This is a genomic window from Dyella sp. PARNA 12/25, assembly GCF_055702865.1.
In genome coordinates this window covers 57,502-73,859 of record NZ_JBVQCI010000009.1, presented here as the reverse complement: position 1 = coordinate 73,859, position 16,358 = coordinate 57,502, and the positions used below count along the sequence as shown (strand labels likewise).

12 protein-coding genes are annotated in these 16,358 nt (G+C 62.0%); 4 read left to right on the top strand and 8 right to left on the bottom strand.

The window, feature by feature from the left end; translation table 11 throughout:
- Positions 1-26: 26 nt before the first annotated feature.
- Positions 27-1,532, bottom strand: a complete 1,506-nt coding sequence (locus AC0GUR_RS16555) for a hypothetical protein (RefSeq protein ID WP_472878604.1) — start codon at positions 1,530-1,532, stop codon at positions 27-29.
- Between the two features lie 213 nt (positions 1,533-1,745).
- Between AC0GUR_RS16555 and acs the strand changes: the two genes are divergently transcribed.
- Together acs and AC0GUR_RS16545 are read left to right on the top strand one after the other, a co-directional pair.
- On the top strand, positions 1,746-3,686 hold the full coding sequence (gene acs / locus AC0GUR_RS16550) for an acetate--CoA ligase (RefSeq protein ID WP_472878603.1): 1,941 nt from the start codon (positions 1,746-1,748) through the stop codon (positions 3,684-3,686).
- Positions 3,687-3,794: 108 nt separating this feature from the next.
- On the top strand, positions 3,795-4,472 hold the full coding sequence (locus AC0GUR_RS16545) for a response regulator transcription factor (RefSeq protein ID WP_472878602.1): 678 nt from the start codon (positions 3,795-3,797) through the stop codon (positions 4,470-4,472).
- 73 nt (positions 4,473-4,545) lie between these two features.
- On the opposite strand, the gene AC0GUR_RS16540 is transcribed toward AC0GUR_RS16545, so the two are convergent.
- Positions 4,546-8,010 (bottom strand): hybrid sensor histidine kinase/response regulator, encoded by a 3,465-nt coding sequence (locus tag AC0GUR_RS16540; protein WP_472878601.1) that lies wholly within the window; start codon positions 8,008-8,010, stop codon positions 4,546-4,548.
- A gap of 115 nt (positions 8,011-8,125) precedes the next feature.
- Between AC0GUR_RS16540 and AC0GUR_RS16535 the strand changes: the two genes are divergently transcribed.
- Positions 8,126-8,767: a 4'-phosphopantetheinyl transferase family protein gene (locus AC0GUR_RS16535; RefSeq protein ID WP_472878600.1), complete on the top strand. Its 642-nt coding sequence runs from the start codon at positions 8,126-8,128 to the stop codon at positions 8,765-8,767.
- Positions 8,768-8,839: 72 nt separating this feature from the next.
- Positions 8,840-9,583 (top strand): pyridoxine 5'-phosphate synthase, encoded by a 744-nt coding sequence (locus AC0GUR_RS16530; RefSeq protein ID WP_472878599.1) that lies wholly within the window; start codon positions 8,840-8,842, stop codon positions 9,581-9,583.
- 226 nt (positions 9,584-9,809) lie between these two features.
- Here the strand turns inward: AC0GUR_RS16530 and AC0GUR_RS16525 are convergent, their stop codons facing one another.
- The 6 genes from AC0GUR_RS16525 to gyrB form a co-directional block, all read right to left on the bottom strand.
- Positions 9,810-10,226 (bottom strand): ExbD/TolR family protein, encoded by a 417-nt coding sequence (locus AC0GUR_RS16525; RefSeq protein WP_472878598.1) that lies wholly within the window; start codon positions 10,224-10,226, stop codon positions 9,810-9,812.
- 5 nt (positions 10,227-10,231) lie between these two features.
- Complete coding sequence (locus AC0GUR_RS16520; protein WP_472878597.1) at positions 10,232-10,645, bottom strand: ExbD/TolR family protein; 414 nt, start codon at positions 10,643-10,645, stop codon at positions 10,232-10,234.
- 11 nt (positions 10,646-10,656) lie between these two features.
- Positions 10,657-11,403 (bottom strand): MotA/TolQ/ExbB proton channel family protein, encoded by a 747-nt coding sequence (locus AC0GUR_RS16515; RefSeq protein WP_472878596.1) that lies wholly within the window; start codon positions 11,401-11,403, stop codon positions 10,657-10,659.
- 53 nt (positions 11,404-11,456) lie between these two features.
- Positions 11,457-12,116: an energy transducer TonB gene (locus tag AC0GUR_RS16510; protein ID WP_472878595.1), complete on the bottom strand. Its 660-nt coding sequence runs from the start codon at positions 12,114-12,116 to the stop codon at positions 11,457-11,459.
- Positions 12,117-12,317: 201 nt separating this feature from the next.
- Positions 12,318-13,604: a tetratricopeptide repeat protein gene (locus tag AC0GUR_RS16505; RefSeq protein ID WP_472878594.1), complete on the bottom strand. Its 1,287-nt coding sequence runs from the start codon at positions 13,602-13,604 to the stop codon at positions 12,318-12,320.
- A gap of 317 nt (positions 13,605-13,921) precedes the next feature.
- A complete protein-coding gene (gene gyrB / locus AC0GUR_RS16500) occupies positions 13,922-16,342 on the bottom strand; it encodes a DNA topoisomerase (ATP-hydrolyzing) subunit B (RefSeq protein ID WP_472878593.1) in 2,421 nt (806 codons plus the stop codon).
- Positions 16,343-16,358: the final 16 nt, after the last annotated feature.

Here is a 16,358-nt window from a genome sequence, read left to right as displayed (position 1 = left end):
CTGCGCGCTGCCGCCGCGTCGCTTGCTTAGAACTTGTACAGACCGCTCACGCTGACCTGATTGCCGCTGGTGTTCTGGCGCGGACCTTCCGAGCCCAATTGCCAACGCAACCGGTTGTACATCCACTCCACGCCCAGCTCGTAGTTGCCCGAGGCGTACTGCACGCTGAGGGCGGAAAGGTTGCTACGCAGCAGAGCCTGGCCCGCGGTCGGGCTGGTGGTGGTCCACTTGATGACGTCGTCGTTGTTCGGCCGATTCGCCGAGAAGAAGCCGTTGACGCTCCACTTCGGAGTGAAGTTGTAAGTGGCCTGCACAAAACCACCCGACTCATTGATGTCGCCGAACTGCGACATGGCGCCGAAGATTTCACCCAAGGCCTTGCCACCGTAGATCAGGCCCTTGAGCGTCCACGGTCCGGGCCTCCACTGCGCGCCCAGCTCGTAGCCAACGCTGTCGAGCGTGTTTTCCAGTGGCTTCTTATTGATATCGCCCACACCCGCGACTTTGATCTCTGAATAGTGCGCGGCGAAGTAAGCCAGCCAGTTGCTGCCCTGCGCACGGAGGCGAGCCTCCACTTGCGGCCGGAAGTTGGCGGCGCCGGCATTGAGGTAGTTGGTGTTGGCGTTGCCGGCCTCGTTTTGCGGGCCGCCCCAATTACCCTCTAGCACGGCCATATCCAGTCGCCACTTGATGCCGTCCGATCCGTGGTTGAGATCCTGCATCCAGATCACGCCCGGGAAGCGCCAGCCAACAAAGCCGGTGCCGTAACCAAGCGGGAAGGCGATGTGGCTCAGCGAGGTTGGCGTGTTATCCAACGGGAACATCAGGTCCCACTGCTGGCCGATGCGGATGGTGCTGCCGCTGTTCGGATTGGTGATGTCCATGTAGGCCTGGCGCAGGCGCGGGATAGGCTGCTGCTGCGCATAGGCGCCCGTGCCGTTGTTGCCACCGAAGAAGTCCATCTCGATGCGTCCGCCGCCACCCCAGTCCTCGTTGAACTTCGCACCGGTGATGTCCAGCCAGAAGCGCGTGTTGCGCACGTCGAATCCGCTGAGCGAGCCGTCATAGCCGTTCGCCTTGTTGGCCGCGGTGGTCGGCGCCACCACCAGGGCGTTCTGGCCGTTACCGTAGTTGAGAAAGGTCTTGTCCTGGCCGAAGCCAGAAGCGCTGACGAAGCCATGCAAAGCCACGGTCAGACCCTTGGCCGTGGTGAACTGTGGCGCGGGTGCCGACTCCACCTTGGTCTGTGCGGCCTGTGCGGTGGTATTGGCCTTTTCGGCCGTGACCTGAGCGGTCTGAGCCGTCTGACTGGCCTGGCTGGTGGCCGCCTTCTGTTCCTGGATCATGGCCTTGAGCTCGGCCAGTTCCTGCTCCAGCTGATTCACCCGCCTTTCGAGTTGCTGTTCGCGCGTGTTGGTCCTTGCCGTGCTTGCCGGAGTGTTTTGCGCGTGTGCACCCAAAGGCAGGGCGAGCGCGCAGGCGATGCTGAGCGCGAGTAACCGGCTGCGGCGGGCGGTGATCGGTTGTGTCATGGCGTCCTCCCCAGGTCGATGACAGACCGAGCATGTCCATGCTGCAACGCGGTCGCCTATTCCCCATTGGTCGAACCTCGACCAAAGTCGAAAGCGAGGCAGAACGTACCGATCACCGGGCAACCGCTACACTCGGTGGTCACCGCTGGCAGTGCTGCCATGCGGCATTCACCACGCATGATGAGGCCGGCGATCCGGCCGCAGGAGCCCCAGATGACCAAGCTCTACCCCGTCAAGCCCGAGTTCGCCGCCAAAGCCCGCATCAGCAAGGATGATTACGAGCGGCTTTACGCCGAATCCGTGAAGGATCCGGAGGGTTTCTGGGGCAAGGTGGGCCAGCGCCTGCAGTGGAGCAAAGCGCCGAGCAAGATCAAGAATGTCTCCTTCGACCCACACAACCTGCATATCCGCTGGTATGAAGATGGTGAGCTGAATGTCTCGGCCAACTGCCTGGATCGCCACCTTGCCACGCGTGGCGACAAGACCGCCATCATCTTCGAGGGCGACGACCCCAACGAGTCGCGCCATATCACTTATAGGGAGTTGCACACGGAAGTGTGCAAGTTCGCCAATACGCTGAAGCACCTTGGCGTCACCAAGGGCGATCGCGTTGCGATTTATCTGCCGATGATCCCTGAAGCGGCGGTGGCCATGCTGGCCTGCGCACGCATCGGCGCCATCCATTCAGTGGTGTTTGGCGGCTTCTCGCCTGATTCGCTGGCTGGCCGCATCGCCGACTCCACCGCCAAGGTCGTAATTACGGCAGATGAGGGCACGCGCGGCGGCAAGAAGATTCCGCTCAAGGTCAATGTGGATGCTGCGCTGGAGCGCCCCGGCACCAACAGCGTGGAAACCGTGATCGTGGTGCGTCGCACCGGCAGCGCAGTGCCCATGCAATCGCCGCGCGACCGCTACTACCACACGCTGATGGACGGCCAATCGGCCGACTGCCCGCCGACTCCGCTGGAGGCCGAGCACCCGCTGTTCATCCTTTACACCTCCGGCTCCACCGGCAAGCCGAAGGGCGTGCTGCATACGTCGGGTGGTTACCTTGTGTATGTCAGCTACACGCACGAACTGGTGTTCGACCTGCGCGAGGACGACGTGTACTGGTGCACCGCCGACGTGGGTTGGGTCACGGGTCACAGCTACGTGGTGTACGGCCCGCTCGCTAACGGCGGCACCACGTTGATGTTTGACGGCGTGCCGAACTACCCGGATACCAGCCGCTTCTGGAACGTGGTGGACAAGCACAAGGTCACGCTGTTCTACACCGCGCCCACCGCCATCCGCGCGCTGATGCGCGAGGGTGAAGGCCCGGTGAAGAAAGCGTCGCGCGCGTCGCTGCGCCTGCTCGGCTCGGTGGGCGAGCCGATTAACCCGGAAGCCTGGGAGTGGTATTACCGCGTGGTAGGCGACGAGCGTTGCCCGATTGTGGATACGTGGTGGCAGACCGAAACCGGCGGCATCCTGATTACCCCGCTGCCAGGCGCCATCGACACCAAGCCCGGCTCGGCGACCAAGCCGTTCTTCGGCATCGTGCCGGCCGTGGTGGATGCCAGCGGCAACGTGTTGAAGGGTGCTACCGAGGGCAACCTGGTGCTCAGCGATTCGTGGCCTGGCCAGATGCGCACGGTTTACGGTGACCACCAACGGTTCATCGATACGTATTTCAGTGCCTATCCCGGCAACTACTTCACCGGCGATGGTGTGCGTCGTGACGAAGACGGTTACTACTGGATCACCGGTCGCGTCGATGACGTGATCAATGTGAGTGGCCATCGCATCGGCACGGCGGAAGTCGAAAGCGCCTTGGTGTCGCATCCGAAGGTGGCGGAAGCGGCCGTGGTGGGCTGCCCGCACGAGATCAAGGGTCAGGGCATCTACGCCTACGTGACGCTGGTCGCCGGCGAAGCGGGCAGCGACGAGTTGCGCAAGGAACTCATCGCATGGGTGCGCAAGGAAATCGGCCCCATCGCCACGCCGGATTACCTGCAGTGGGCGCCGGGCCTGCCCAAGACGCGCTCCGGTAAAATCATGCGCCGTATCCTGCGCAAGATTGGCGAAAACGCCACGGACCAGCTGGGCGACATTTCCACGCTGGCTGACCCTGGCGTGGTGAAGAACCTCGTGGACGAGCGACTGATCAAGTAAGTGCCTCCTGTAGGAGCGCACTTGTGCGCGACCTCGGCGCTACGCTGATACCGTGTCGCACGTTGATCGCGCACAGGGTGCGCTCCTACAAAAAAGCAATGAAACAACATGCCTGACGTACTGATTGCCGACGACCATCCCTTGTTCCGCGACGCGCTGCAGCGTGCCGTGGTGGCAGCCGTTCCTGATGCGCAGGTGCATTGCGCCGATAGCGTGTACAGCCTGCTCAGCTTGATCGAACAGTACCCGGATGCGGAGCTGTTGCTGCTGGATCTGCACATGCCCGGCGCGCGAGGCTATTCAGCTTTGGCGCATATTCGCGGCCAGTTTCCAGGCCTGCCGACCATCGTGGTGTCAGGACACGAGGACGTGCAGGTGGCGCGGCGCGCGCTTGCGCATGGCGCAGCGGCCTATATCCCCAAGTCCACGCCGGGTGAGGAGATCATCACCGCGATCCGCAAGGTGCTCGACGGCGATGTGTGGCTGCCGCATCAACTGGTGGGTGGCGGCGCGGAACTGAAGCCTGACGAAGCAGCTGTGGCCGACCGCGTGGCCACCCTCACGCCGCAGCAGTTTCGTGTGCTCACCATGATCGCCGAAGGCTTGCTCAATAAGCAGATCGCCTATGACCTTGGCGTATCGGAAGCCACGGTGAAAGCGCATATGACCGCCATCATGCGCAAACTCGGTGTCAGCAACCGCACTCAGGTGGCACTGGCGGCGAGCCATCTCGCGATCGACCAGGAAACGATGCGGACCATGCCTGATGACGAAAGCCAGGAGTGAGTGGAGAGACGTGCGAAGACAGTGGCGCACTCGCCACTCTCACTTCTCACGCCTCATCATTCACCTCTCGCCATTACGCTGTTTGCCGTCTCACCAGCGCCGTCAGCAAAGCACGTAGCGCCGCCGGTCGCACCGGCTTGTGCAGCAGTGGATAACCCAGTGCGCGTGCACGTTGCTTGAGTTCGCTGCTGCCGTCGGCGGTGATCATCGCGACGGGAGGCAGTTCGTCCAACACGGCGCGTAGTTGTTGCAGGGCTTGCAGGCCGTCCATGTCATCGCTCAGATGATAGTCGGCGAGTATCAAGTCGATACGTCCGCGCTGCAGTTCCTGCTTGGCCTGAGCCACATCGAGCGCTGTGCGGCAATCCACGCCCCAGCGCTGCAGCAGGGCACACATGCCGTCAAGAATCGAAGGATCGTTGTCGAGGCACAGCACGGTGAGCGGCAACTGCTCATTGGAGATGGGATGCGCTGCGGCACGGCGGCGCGGTACGGCCGTTTCCGCGCGCGGCACGCGAACGGCGAAGCGGCTGCCCTTGCCTTCGCGCGAGTCGAGCTCCAGACGGTGCTGCAGAATGCCGGCGATACGTTCGCAAATGGACAGGCCAAGGCCTAGGCCCTTCTCGCCCCACGGCGATGGCCGGTCCAGACGCTGGAACTCACCGAAGATCCGCGAGCGTTGTTCTTCCGCGATGCCTGGGCCGGTATCCCAAACTTCGATGCGGACGTCCTCGCCCATGCGGCGCGCACCGAGCAGGACGCTGCCTTCACGCGTGTAGCGCAAAGCGTTTGAAATGAAATTCTGCAGCACGCGACGCAACAACTGTGGATCACTGCGTACCGCCAGCTTGGTCGGCACCACGCGCAGGCGCAGGCCACGCTGTTCGGCAACGACGGCAAACTGCGCCTTCAGCGAGTCGAACAGATCCGACAAGGCAAAGTTGCTGATGTCGGCGCGATAACTGCCGGCATCCAGGCGCGAGGTATCCAGCAAGGCATCGAGCAGATCTTCGGCGGCACGGAAGGAAGCATCAATACGCTCTGCCAGTTGCTCCACCTCCGTATCCAAACCTGGATGTTGCCGGAGTGCCGACGTGAACAGGCGCGCCGCATTCAATGGCTGCAACAGATCGTGACTGGCGGCAGCCAGAAAGCGCGATTTCGACGCGTTGGCCGCCTCCGCTTCGCGACGCGCATGCGCTGTGGCATTGAGCGCCTCACTGAGCTCTGCCGTACGTCGTTCCACGCGTTGCTCGAGGGTTTCGTTCGCCTCAATCAGCGCCTGCTCGGCGTGCTTGTAGGCGGTGACGTCGGTATACGTGGTGACGTAGCCACCACCTGGCAGGGCGCGTCCGCGCATTTCGATCACTGAGCCATCGGGGCGAATGCGCTGGAACACATGCGGCGAGCCCGCACGCATATGACCGATGCGCTTGGCGACATGGGCTTCGGCCTGGCCCGGTCCGCAATCACCGTGGTCCGCGTTCCAGCGAATCAAGTCGGCCACCGGCACGCCGACATAGACCATGCCATCCGGGTAATCGAACAGCTCCAGGTAACGCCGGTTCCACGCCACCAATCGCATGCCGGCATCCACCACGCTGATACCCTGCGATACGTTCTCCAGCGTGGTGGAGAGCAGTTCGCGATTGAAACGAAGTTCCTGGGATGCCTCGTCCATCAGTGCCATGGCTTCGGCGATATCGAGACCGGAACCGGACAAGGCGCTCATGAGAATACGGCGCGCACTCGCCGCACCGACGGCAGCTGCGAGCAGACGTTCGGTGTATTGGATCAGGGAGCGATCAGCGGCTTCACCCGACTGAAGTGGTTTGCCACGGCGCTCGGCGTACTCATCAAACGCGCGCTCGCTCGCGCGTTCGCCAACGATACGCTCAGCGATGGTGCGCAAATCTGCCACTGCCACGCGACCACGCCAGTCGCCCGCACCGCGGTTATCGATGGCATAGGGGTCGACAAACATTGCCGCGTGCAAGCGTTCCTCCAGACTGGGGCGGAAACGCAGCGATACAAAGATCAGGCATGCGACGTTCACCAGCAGAGACCAGAACGTACCGTGCATGACGGGGTCCCAGCCACTCAGGTGAAACAAGGCCTGCGGCTGCAGCCAGCTGAGGCCCATGGGGCCCGTGTCGAGCCACGGTGCGCCGCGATTCATGGCCGGCAACAGCAGGGTATAACCCCACACCATGAAACCCGCGGTAAGGCCCACCGCAACACCTTTGCGGCTTGCGCTGTGCCAGTACAGCGCCGCCACGATCGCGGGCGCAAACTGTGCCACTGCGGCGAATGCGAGCAAGCCAGTGGCGGCAAGGTTGGCGCTGTCGGCCACCACGCGGTAGTACACATAGGCCATGGCGGCGAGCGCGATGATGGCGATGCGACGCACCAGCAGCACCAGCTGCGAAAGATCATCGTGTCGATCAAGCTTGAAGCGACGCACGCGCAACAGCATCGGCATGACCAGATCGTTGCTGATCATGGTCGACAATGCCACCGATGACACGATCACCATGCCGGTGGCGGCGGAGAACCCGCCGATGAAGGCAAGCAGCGCCATGACCCGATCGCCATGCGCCATCGGCAGGGTGAGTACCCACGCGTCCTTGTTGCCCATCTGCACCTGTGGCAGGTGCAAGCCGGCGGCCACGATGGGCAACACCGCAAGGCTCACAATCACCATGTACACCGGGAACAGCCAGCGCGCCCGCGTGAGGTCCTTGGGGTCTTCGCATTCCACGACGCCGATCTGGAACTGGCGAGGCAGACAGAACATGGCGCAGAACGCCAGCAGTGTTTGCGCGAGAAAGCCCGGCGATACGCCATGGGATAGCTGTTCTGCCGGAATGTGCGCCGTAGCCAGCAGCCCGGGGCCACGCCACAGTGCATAAACAGCCAGCACAATGAACACCACGAGCTTGATCAGCGATTCGACCGCGATGGCCAACATCATGCCGTGGTGATGTTCTGTCGCATCGATGGTGCGCGTGCCGAACAGAATGGAGAACGTGGCCAACAGGACGGCGCACCACAGTGCGGCGTCACCAAACTGGGGGGCACCGGGAACACCGAGATCACCCAGTACGGCGTAAGACATGGCCACCGCCTTGAACTGTAAGGCGAGGTAGGGCACGACGGCGATCACCGCGATGATGGCGACGAGAGCACCCAACCCGTGTGATTTACCAAAGCGTGCGCCGATAAAGTCGGCAATCGAGGTGATGTTGCGTTGGCGTGCGACGAGTACCAAGCGACGCAGCAAACCAAAGCCGAACACAAACAGCAGAATGGGGCCCAGGAAAATGGGCAGATACGCCAACCCCTCACGCGCTGCGGTGCCAACGGCGCCATAGAACGTCCACGATGAGCAGTACACCGCGAGCGCCAGGCTGTACACGATCGGGCGCAGCCGAGGTTGGCGGGGATAAAGCGGCCGTCGATCGCCCGCGTAGGCCACCACGAATAGCAGCCCCACGTAGAACAGCGAAACCAGCAGCAGCAACCATCCGGCGATCAAGCCCAATTCTCCGTAGTGTGCGCTTCCGTGCTCAGGTAAAGGATTGATGGCACGCGCACCTGGGCGCCCACCACGCTTGTAAGTATCGCCATTCACCCGGCAACATGGAGGGATGATGACGACGGACGGCCAGACGCCAGCGAAAGTAGCAGAGCAGCTGGGTGATGACGAGATTCATGTCTGGCGGCTGGCCTACGACCACCACACCAGGCGTGCACCCTTGCTGGCCATGCTGGGTGCTTATCTCGGACTGCCCGCGGATGAGGTGCAGCTGGAGGTATCCGAACACGGTCGGCCGGCGCTCGCCGGCGCCCAGCGTGATGCCTTTTCCTTCAACTGGTCGCACAGCCACGATCAGGCGCTGATTGCCATCGCCCGCGGCGTACTGCCCGGTGTCGATCTGGAGCGCTTGCGGCCCCATCCAAAAGCGGTGCCGATCGCGCAGCGCTATTTTAGCCCGGACGAAGCTGCCGCGCTTGAAGCGCTACCAGCCGAACGCCGCGACCGCGCTTTCCTGGAGCTTTGGACCGCCAAGGAAGCCGTACTGAAGGCGCTGGGGCGAGGGCTGGCCTTTGGTCTGGATCGACTAAGCATTGGTGGTTCCTCCGATCTGCCGGTGCTGGGGCGCCTGGAAGGGCACGAGGCAAACCAGTGGCAACTGCGCCGACTCGCGCTGGATGACGCCCATATCGGCACGCTGGCGTGGCTAGGCCCGCCACGACGTATCCGACAGTGGACACTTGTCGACGCCAGCTGATCGGCGCACTGTGTCCAACCCGCTATTGTTGCGGCGCCCTGTGCCGCCCTTGCTGCGAGTAATGCTCCGCCCATGACCCTGCTTAGCGTCAACGTCAACAAGATCGCTGTACTACGTAATTCACGCGGTGGTACCGAGCCCGACATACTTCGCGCCGCGCACACGTGCATTGATGCCGGTTGTGGCGGCATCACGGTGCATCCGCGTCCGGATCAGCGTCATGTCCGTCCCGACGATGTGCGCGCACTCGCCGCCCTGGCGCGCGGGCGCGTCGAGTACAACATCGAGGGCAACCCCTTTGCGCCAGCACGTGGCTCGTATCCCGGGCTGATTGAGTTAGCTCGTGAGGTCCGCCCGACCCAGGTCACACTGGTACCCGATGGCGATGGCCAGATTACGTCCGACCATGGTTTTGACCTTACGCGTGACATAGATACGCTTCGGCCGCTGGTGACCGAACTGCGAGATATCGGTTGTCGCGTGAGCGTGTTCGTTGATTCGGGTGCAACAGGTTTCGAAGCCGCAGTGGCGATCGGCATTCAGCGCATCGAAATCTATACCGGCCCTTACGCTGAAGCGTTTGCCGAAGGCCATGTGCAGGAGGAGCTGGAGCGTTGTGCGGATACCGCGCGGCGCGCGCAACATGCTGGCCTTGCGGTGAATGCAGGTCATGATTTGAGCCAGGCGAATCTCGGTACGTTCAAGGCTGCCATTCCGGGCCTGGCGGAAGTTTCCATTGGGCATGCGTTGATCGGCGAAGCGCTGTATGACGGCCTTGCGCCGACGGTGCGGAACTATCTGCAGATTCTTCGCTGAGGGTAGTCCCCGCGCAGAGTTAGTGATGGGCGCGGTCGCGCACAAGTGCGCTCCTACAGAGAGATCGCTGTGTTGTAGGAGCGCACTTGTGCGCGACCACGATCGCCTCAGTTTCCAGTTTGTTTAGCCGTCTAAACAGCTAGAACACTACCCCTGATCCGGCCAAAAAAAACCCCCGCACCAGGCGGGGGTTTAAAGGGTAGTGTTACTGTGATTCCCTTCGGAATCACTCGCCTTCAGTGAAGCCAATCTTGGTCAGACCGTAGCTCTTCGCATCGGCCAGAACGCGGGCCACATGCTCGTAAGCAACAGCGTCGGCTGCGTTGATCTGCACTTCCGGCTGCTTGGCCGGATCGCCCAGACCACCGATCACGGCAAGCTGCGCCTTGAGGCCCAGCTCGTCCACCGGCGTGTCGTTCCAGTACAGCGCACCCGACTGGTCAATCTTCAGGCGAACCGGCTCCGGCGGGTTCTCAGGCTGAATGACGTTCGGATTGGGCTGCGGAAGATCGATCTTCACTTTGTGGGTAAGCATCGGCGCCGTGATCATGAAGATGATCAGCAACACCAGCATCACGTCGACCAGCGGCGTGACGTTGATGTCAGCCATCGGGCCCTTACCACTTCCAGTACTGAATGCCATGACTCTTACTCCTTGCCGGTCGTGATGAAACCGACATGGACCATGCCCTGACCCTTAGCGGCAGCCAGGATGTCCTTCACCTTCTTGTACTCCGTGGTCTTGTCCGCACGGATCTGAAGTTCGGGCTGCGGCGACTGCTGCGCCGCAACCGCGAATTTGGCCTTCAGTTCCGCCGCGGTGATTTCCACGTCGTCAAGATACATCGTGCCATCCGGCTTCACGGCCAAGTCCATGGGCGTTACCGGCTCCGAATCCGAAACCTTCGGATTGGCAGTCGGCAACTCGACCGTGATTCGATGGGACATCAGCGGTGCCGTGATCATGAAGATGATCAGCAGCACCAACATCACGTCGACGAGCGGCGTAACGTTGATCTCCGACATCGGACCGCCGGAATTGCCTCCGGTGCTCATTGCCATGGGTCAGATCCTCACTTGCCTTCGACGCGGGCGCCCGTGGCGAAGAAGTCGTGCAGGTCGTGCGCGAACTCGTCGAACTGAGCGTAGGTCAGGCGGTTGGAGCGGTTGAAGAAGTTGTAGGCAAGCACGGCCGGGATAGCGGTGAACAGACCGAAAGCGGTCATGATCAGAGCTTCACCCACCGGACCGGCCACAGCTTCCATCGAGGCGTTACCCGAGGCCGAGATCGAGATCAGGGCGTGGTAGATGCCCCACACGGTACCGAGCAGACCGATGAACGGTGCCGACGAACCGACCGTGGCGAGCAGGGTCAGGCCGCCTTCCAGGCGCAGGCTCTCGCGAGCAACGGCCTGGCGCAGGGCGCGGTCAATGAACTCGGAGCGGCTGAGCGACTCGGCGAGGCGGCCACCGCCGGCCGAAGCCTGCTGGTGGTGAGCAACGGCCGAAGCGGCGTCGAGGGCGATCTTGGAGAACGGTTCGCCCTTGGGCTGGGCTTCCAGCTCGCGGATGGCGTCCTGGGTCGAGCCAGTCGACCAGAAACCGTTGATGACCTTGTCGGCGCGGCCGCGGACCATGGCGTTGCGAATCGCGTTGGCAATGATGAAGTACCAGGAGGCGAAGGACATCACCGTGAGCACCACGAACACGATCCAACCAAGGAAATCGAAGTTGTGGATGAGATGGTCGAAGCCCATCGACTTCATGGCTTCGGCGTTGGTGGTACCGCCCGCAGGGGCCGGAGAAGTTTGCAGGAACATAACGCTACCCTTGGAAAGTCAAGCGTGAACTGATTAGTTAACCGTAACCGAAGTTACAGCTGGTTGAGATTGAAATTGACCGGGACGCGGACGAAAGCTTCCACCTTCTGTCCGTTCTTGACCTGCGGATTGAAGCGCCACTTGCGTGCCGTTTCAATCGCCGCCTGATCCAGCTCGCGGAAACCGCTGGACGACTCCACCTTGATGTCCTTAGGCGTTCCGTCAACCGCGACCAGGATCATCAGCGTGACCGTGCCCTCGTGACGCTGGCGAATAGCCTGCGGCGGATACTTGGGCTGAATACGGCTGTTGTAGCTGACGTCCTGACCGGCCGCAATGTCGGAAGGAGGAGCCGGCGGCGCAGGCGGTGCCGGCGGCGCAGCCGCGACGGCATTGGCCGAACGCTCTTCCACCGACGGCGGCGGTGCCGGCGGCGGCGGTGTCGGCGGCGGCTTCACCTGCGTGATGATCTTCGGCGGCGGCTGCTTCGGCGGTTCCGGCGGCGGCGGCGGCGGCGGCGGGGGCGGCGGCGGCGGCTCGATGAAGTTCACCTGGACGGTGCGTTCCTTTTCCTTCTGCACCTGCTTCGGCGGTGCCATAGGCGCCACCAGCAACAGGAACGCGAACGCATGCAGCGCGATGGCAACTGCCAGCGCCCAGGTACGCCTCCAATTGAACGGCCCTTGGCCGGTTGCTTCGTTACTTGAGGCCATCTGTCACTATCTGGAGCTAATAGATCGGTGAGACGTGGTCACAGCCCCAGCTGGCAACATATCGATCCTAGGGATGACATTTGCCACTGGACGCGAGCACGGAAAGGTTTCAACGGTACAACAGCACATGGCGTTTGTATAGCACCTGGAAAGCGGATAGACGTCCATACGGCTGCGTCTCCCAGGCGCTAAAACCACGGCTTACTTGCTGGCTCCCTGGGCCTTCAACCAGGCCTTCGCCTTGGCTGCGGTTTCGGGATCCTGTGCCGCCTTTTCCATGGCTGCGATCGTGCCCGGCTTGTCCTTCAGGCCACGATTTGCTTCGGCCAGCAACATATAGGCGGTGCCCTTATGCTGCACGCCCTTGTCGATGCCCTGTTGGATGAGGCTCTTGGCCTCGGTGAACTTGTTGTCCTGAATCAGCAGCTGGCCGGCGCGAATGTTAGCTTCGCCGTCCTTGGCCAGCGGGATGGCCTTCTGGTACGCGGCGAGCGCGGCAGAGGTGTTGTCGGACATGTAATTGGCGGCACCGAGCAGCTGGTAGTTCTCAGCCGTCGAAGTGACGACGCCCTTGCTCATGCCTTCCTGCAGGACGGCGGCAGCCTTGCTCGCCGGTTCCTTCTGGTCGCCACTGTTCTGACCGGTGATCAGGTAGAGCTTGGCGAGGTTGACGTAATCTTTTTCGGTCTTGAACTGGCCGGCGGCCTTGGCCTTCTCCATCAGCGCGATCGCTTCCGGATACTTCTGCGACTGCATGAGCACAGCCACGGCATTGTTCAGCGCATTCGCATCGTTCGGGTTGGCGGCGAGCTGCTGCTGTGCCATCTGGGCAGCCTGGTCACTCTGGCCAGTCTCCGAGTAGGAGGCCATCAGGATCTGGTTCCAGCTGTCGCTCGGCTTGTCGGTCATCGACTGCGCCTTCTTGATGGCAGCAATCGCTTCCGGGTACTTCTCGAGGCGGTAGTAGGCGTTGCCTTCCAGCGCGTACGAATCAGCAGTTTCCTTCTTGCCTTCGGCACGCCACTTTTCGACGGTGTCGACGCTCAACTGGTACTGCTCATTGGCCAGGTAGAACTGGGCGAGCATGTACTGGAGCTGGAAGTAGGTGTCATTCGGCATCACGCCGTTGTCGAGCGCTTTCTTGAGCAGATCGATGGCGCCCTTCACGTCGCCGTCGTTGTAGTGCACGTTGGCCAGACCTTGCAGAGCCAGCGCCTGGGCGTACTTGCTCTTGCTGCTGTCGGCGATCGGCTGGAGGATCTGCTCGGCCTTGGCCTTGTCCTGGTTGTTGACTGCGTCGAGGCCGTCGTTGATGGCCTTCTGATCCTTCTCACTGGTCAGGTCCAGCTTCGGTTCCTGGCGCGTCGCGTTCGGATAAAGCGCTTCCTTCTTGTCCTTGGAAGAGCTACCCGCAATGACCGGGGTGCTCACCACGGCCAGGGCCAGCGCCGTACCGGCAAGCATCTTGATCAGTGGAACACGCTTCATGGCAGTCCTCGGGTGTAGGTATTCACGCGTTGGATACGCGGGGGATCGCTGAGCGTAACCTGACTCGGCGGCAGATAACAAGTCGCAGTGCCACAAGAAAGATTGTTAAGAATCAATAAGTTGAGCCATACGCCAGCGACTGGACGTGATTTTCAAGCGGAAGGGCCGTGCCATCCGTGACTTTCTGGCCTTGGAAAGCCCTTATCGGCAGAGTTTTTTTCGACTTAAACCATCGTATTAACGCGTTAGTACGTGATGTCAAAGAAGAGGCCGATGGCGATGCACCGTTGTTCGGGTGCACCGCATCGGCCTGCGCATCAGATATCCAGATTGGCGACCTTGAGCGCGTTGGCTTCAATGAAATCGCGTCGCGGCTCCACGGCTTCGCCCATCAGCATGGAGAACATCTGGTCCGCCGCGAAAGCGTCTTCGATGCCCACCTGCAGCATGCGGCGGGTTTCCGGATTAACCGTAGTCTCCCACAGCTGCTCCGGGTTCATTTCACCAAGACCCTTGAAGCGCTGGATCATGCGGCCCTTCTTGCCCTCTTCCAGCAACCAGTGGCGTGCTTCGGCAAAGCTCTGTACACCACGCGAGCCGTTGCCACGGCGAACCACGGCATCCGCCTGGACCAGGCCGGCGAGCTGCTGGCTCATCTGCAGGATCGGACGGAACTCCGCGCTGCCGAAGAACGTCTGCGGCAGCAGCCAGGTGTGACTCAGGCCGTGCTGCTCACGCACCACTTCGATGGCTGCCGGCTGCTCGCCTTCAGCCGGACGCAGCGCGAGGCGATAGCGGGGCTTGCCCAGGCCTTTCGCCGCAAGGCGCGATTCCACGCCATTCATCCATCCCTGCATGGCAGCGCTGTCAGTCCACAAAACCGGGTCCAGCGGCGCATGTTCGAGCAGTGCAGTGAGCACAGTGGCGTCGAAGCGATGACCGAGGCGTTCGATCTGATCGAGCGCGGTCTGGTAATCGCGTAACAGCTTCTCGAGCGGTTCACCGGAAATCGCCGGTGCATCGGCCGAGGGCTGGAGCCCAGCGCCATCGACCGCGCTGTTGACGAGGTAGCCGTTGAGCGCCGCATCGTCCTTCAGGTACATCTCGGTCTTGCCCTGCTTGATCTTGTAGAGCGGCGGCAGGCCAATGTAGACGTGGCCACGCTCGATCAGTTCGGGCATCTGGCGGTAGAAGAACGTCAGCAGCAGCGTGCGGATGTGCGAGCCGTCCACGTCCGCGTCGGTCATGATGACGATGCGGTGGTAGCGCAGCTTATCCGGGTTGTACTCCTCCTTGCCGATGCCCGTGCCAAGCGCGGTGATCAGCGTGCCGACTTCGGCAGAGGCAAGCATTTTGTCGAAGCGAGCCTTCTCCACGTTGAGGATCTTGCCCTTCAACGGGAGCACGGCCTGGGTCTTGCGGTTGCGGCCCTGCTTGGCCGAACCACCTGCGGAGTCACCCTCGACCAGGAACAGTTCGCACAGCGCGGGATCCTTTTCCTGGCAATCGGCCAGTTTGCCCGGCAAGCCGGCGATATCCAGCGCGCCCTTGCGGCGGGTCATCTCGCGGGCCTTGCGGGCGGCTTCGCGGGCACGAGCGGCGTCGACCACCTTGGAGGCGATGGCTTTGGCTTCGTTCGGGTGTTCCAGCAGGAATTCACCCAGCTTCTCGTTGACGGCCTGCTCCACCGCGGTTTTCACCTCGGAGGAAACGAGCTTGTCCTTGGTTTGCGAGGAGAACTTCGGATCCGGCACCTTCACCGACAGCACCGCGATCAGGCCTTCGCGCATATCGTCACCGGACAGAGCGACCTTGGCGTTCTTAGCCAGACCTTCCTTCTCGATGTAGCCCTGCAACGTACGGGTCAGCGCAGCGCGGAAACCGGTGAGGTGGGTACCGCCGTCGCGCTGCGGGATGTTGTTGGTGAAGCAGTACATCGTCTCTTGGTAGGCGTCGGTCCACTGCATCGCCAGCTCCACCGAGATCCCTTCCTGCATCGCGCTCAGGCTGATCACGTTGGGGTGCAGCGAGGTCTTGAGCTGCGCCAGGTGCTGCACGAACGATTTGATGCCGCCTTCGTAGGCAAAGCGGTCGCTACGCCCTTCCCCACGCTCATCCTTCAGGTCGATGGTGACGCCCGAATTGAGGAAGGCCAGCTCGCGCAGGCGCTTGGCCAGGATGTCGTAGTGAAATTCGATGTTGGAGAAGGTGCCCGTGCTTGGCAGGAACCGCACGGTAGTGCCGGTCTTGCTGGTCGCCGGGCCAACTTCCTTCACGGGGTACTGCGGCTCGCCCAGGGCGTATTCCTGCTGGTACTCCTTGCCGTCGCGGTAGATGGTCAGCCACAGGTGCGAGCTGAGCGCATTCACTACGGACACGCCCACGCCGTGGAGGCCGCCGGAGACCTTGTACGAGTTGGCGTCGAACTTGCCGCCAGCGTGCAGGACGGTCATGACGACTTCGGCGGTGGAACGGCCCTCTTCCGGATGTATGTCCACCGGGATGCCGCGGCCGTTGTCGGTCACGCTGACGGAACCGTCCTCCAGGATGGTGACGGTGACGTGGTCGCAGTAGCCGGCTAGCGCTTCGTCGATCGAGTTGTCGACGACTTCGAACACCATGTGGTGAAGGCCGGTGCCGTCATCGGTATCGCCGATGTACATGCCGGGGCGCTTGCGCACCGCTTCCAGGCCCTTCAGAACCTTAATGTTGCTCGAGTCGTAGGTTGTATCGTTCATTCGGTGACCGATTCCT

What these genes read in the sequence shown, in the direction of transcription:
- AC0GUR_RS16555 (WP_472878604.1), bottom strand. Translation starts at nt 1,532, where the DNA reads ATGACACAACCGATCACCGCCCGCCGCAGCCGGTTACTCGCGCTCAGC.
- acs (WP_472878603.1), top strand. Translation starts at nt 1,746, where the DNA reads ATGACCAAGCTCTACCCCGTCAAGCCCGAGTTCGCCGCCAAAGCCCGC.
- AC0GUR_RS16545 (WP_472878602.1), top strand. Translation starts at nt 3,795, where the DNA reads ATGCCTGACGTACTGATTGCCGACGACCATCCCTTGTTCCGCGACGCG.
- AC0GUR_RS16535 (WP_472878600.1), top strand. Translation starts at nt 8,126, where the DNA reads ATGACGACGGACGGCCAGACGCCAGCGAAAGTAGCAGAGCAGCTGGGT.
- AC0GUR_RS16530 (WP_472878599.1), top strand. Translation starts at nt 8,840, where the DNA reads ATGACCCTGCTTAGCGTCAACGTCAACAAGATCGCTGTACTACGTAAT.
- AC0GUR_RS16525 (WP_472878598.1), bottom strand. Translation starts at nt 10,226, where the DNA reads ATGGCATTCAGTACTGGAAGTGGTAAGGGCCCGATGGCTGACATCAAC.
- AC0GUR_RS16520 (WP_472878597.1), bottom strand. Translation starts at nt 10,645, where the DNA reads ATGGCAATGAGCACCGGAGGCAATTCCGGCGGTCCGATGTCGGAGATC.
- AC0GUR_RS16515 (WP_472878596.1), bottom strand. Translation starts at nt 11,403, where the DNA reads ATGTTCCTGCAAACTTCTCCGGCCCCTGCGGGCGGTACCACCAACGCC.
- AC0GUR_RS16510 (WP_472878595.1), bottom strand. Translation starts at nt 12,116, where the DNA reads ATGGCCTCAAGTAACGAAGCAACCGGCCAAGGGCCGTTCAATTGGAGG.
- AC0GUR_RS16505 (WP_472878594.1), bottom strand. Translation starts at nt 13,604, where the DNA reads ATGAAGCGTGTTCCACTGATCAAGATGCTTGCCGGTACGGCGCTGGCC.
- gyrB (WP_472878593.1), bottom strand. Translation starts at nt 16,342, where the DNA reads ATGAACGATACAACCTACGACTCGAGCAACATTAAGGTTCTGAAGGGC.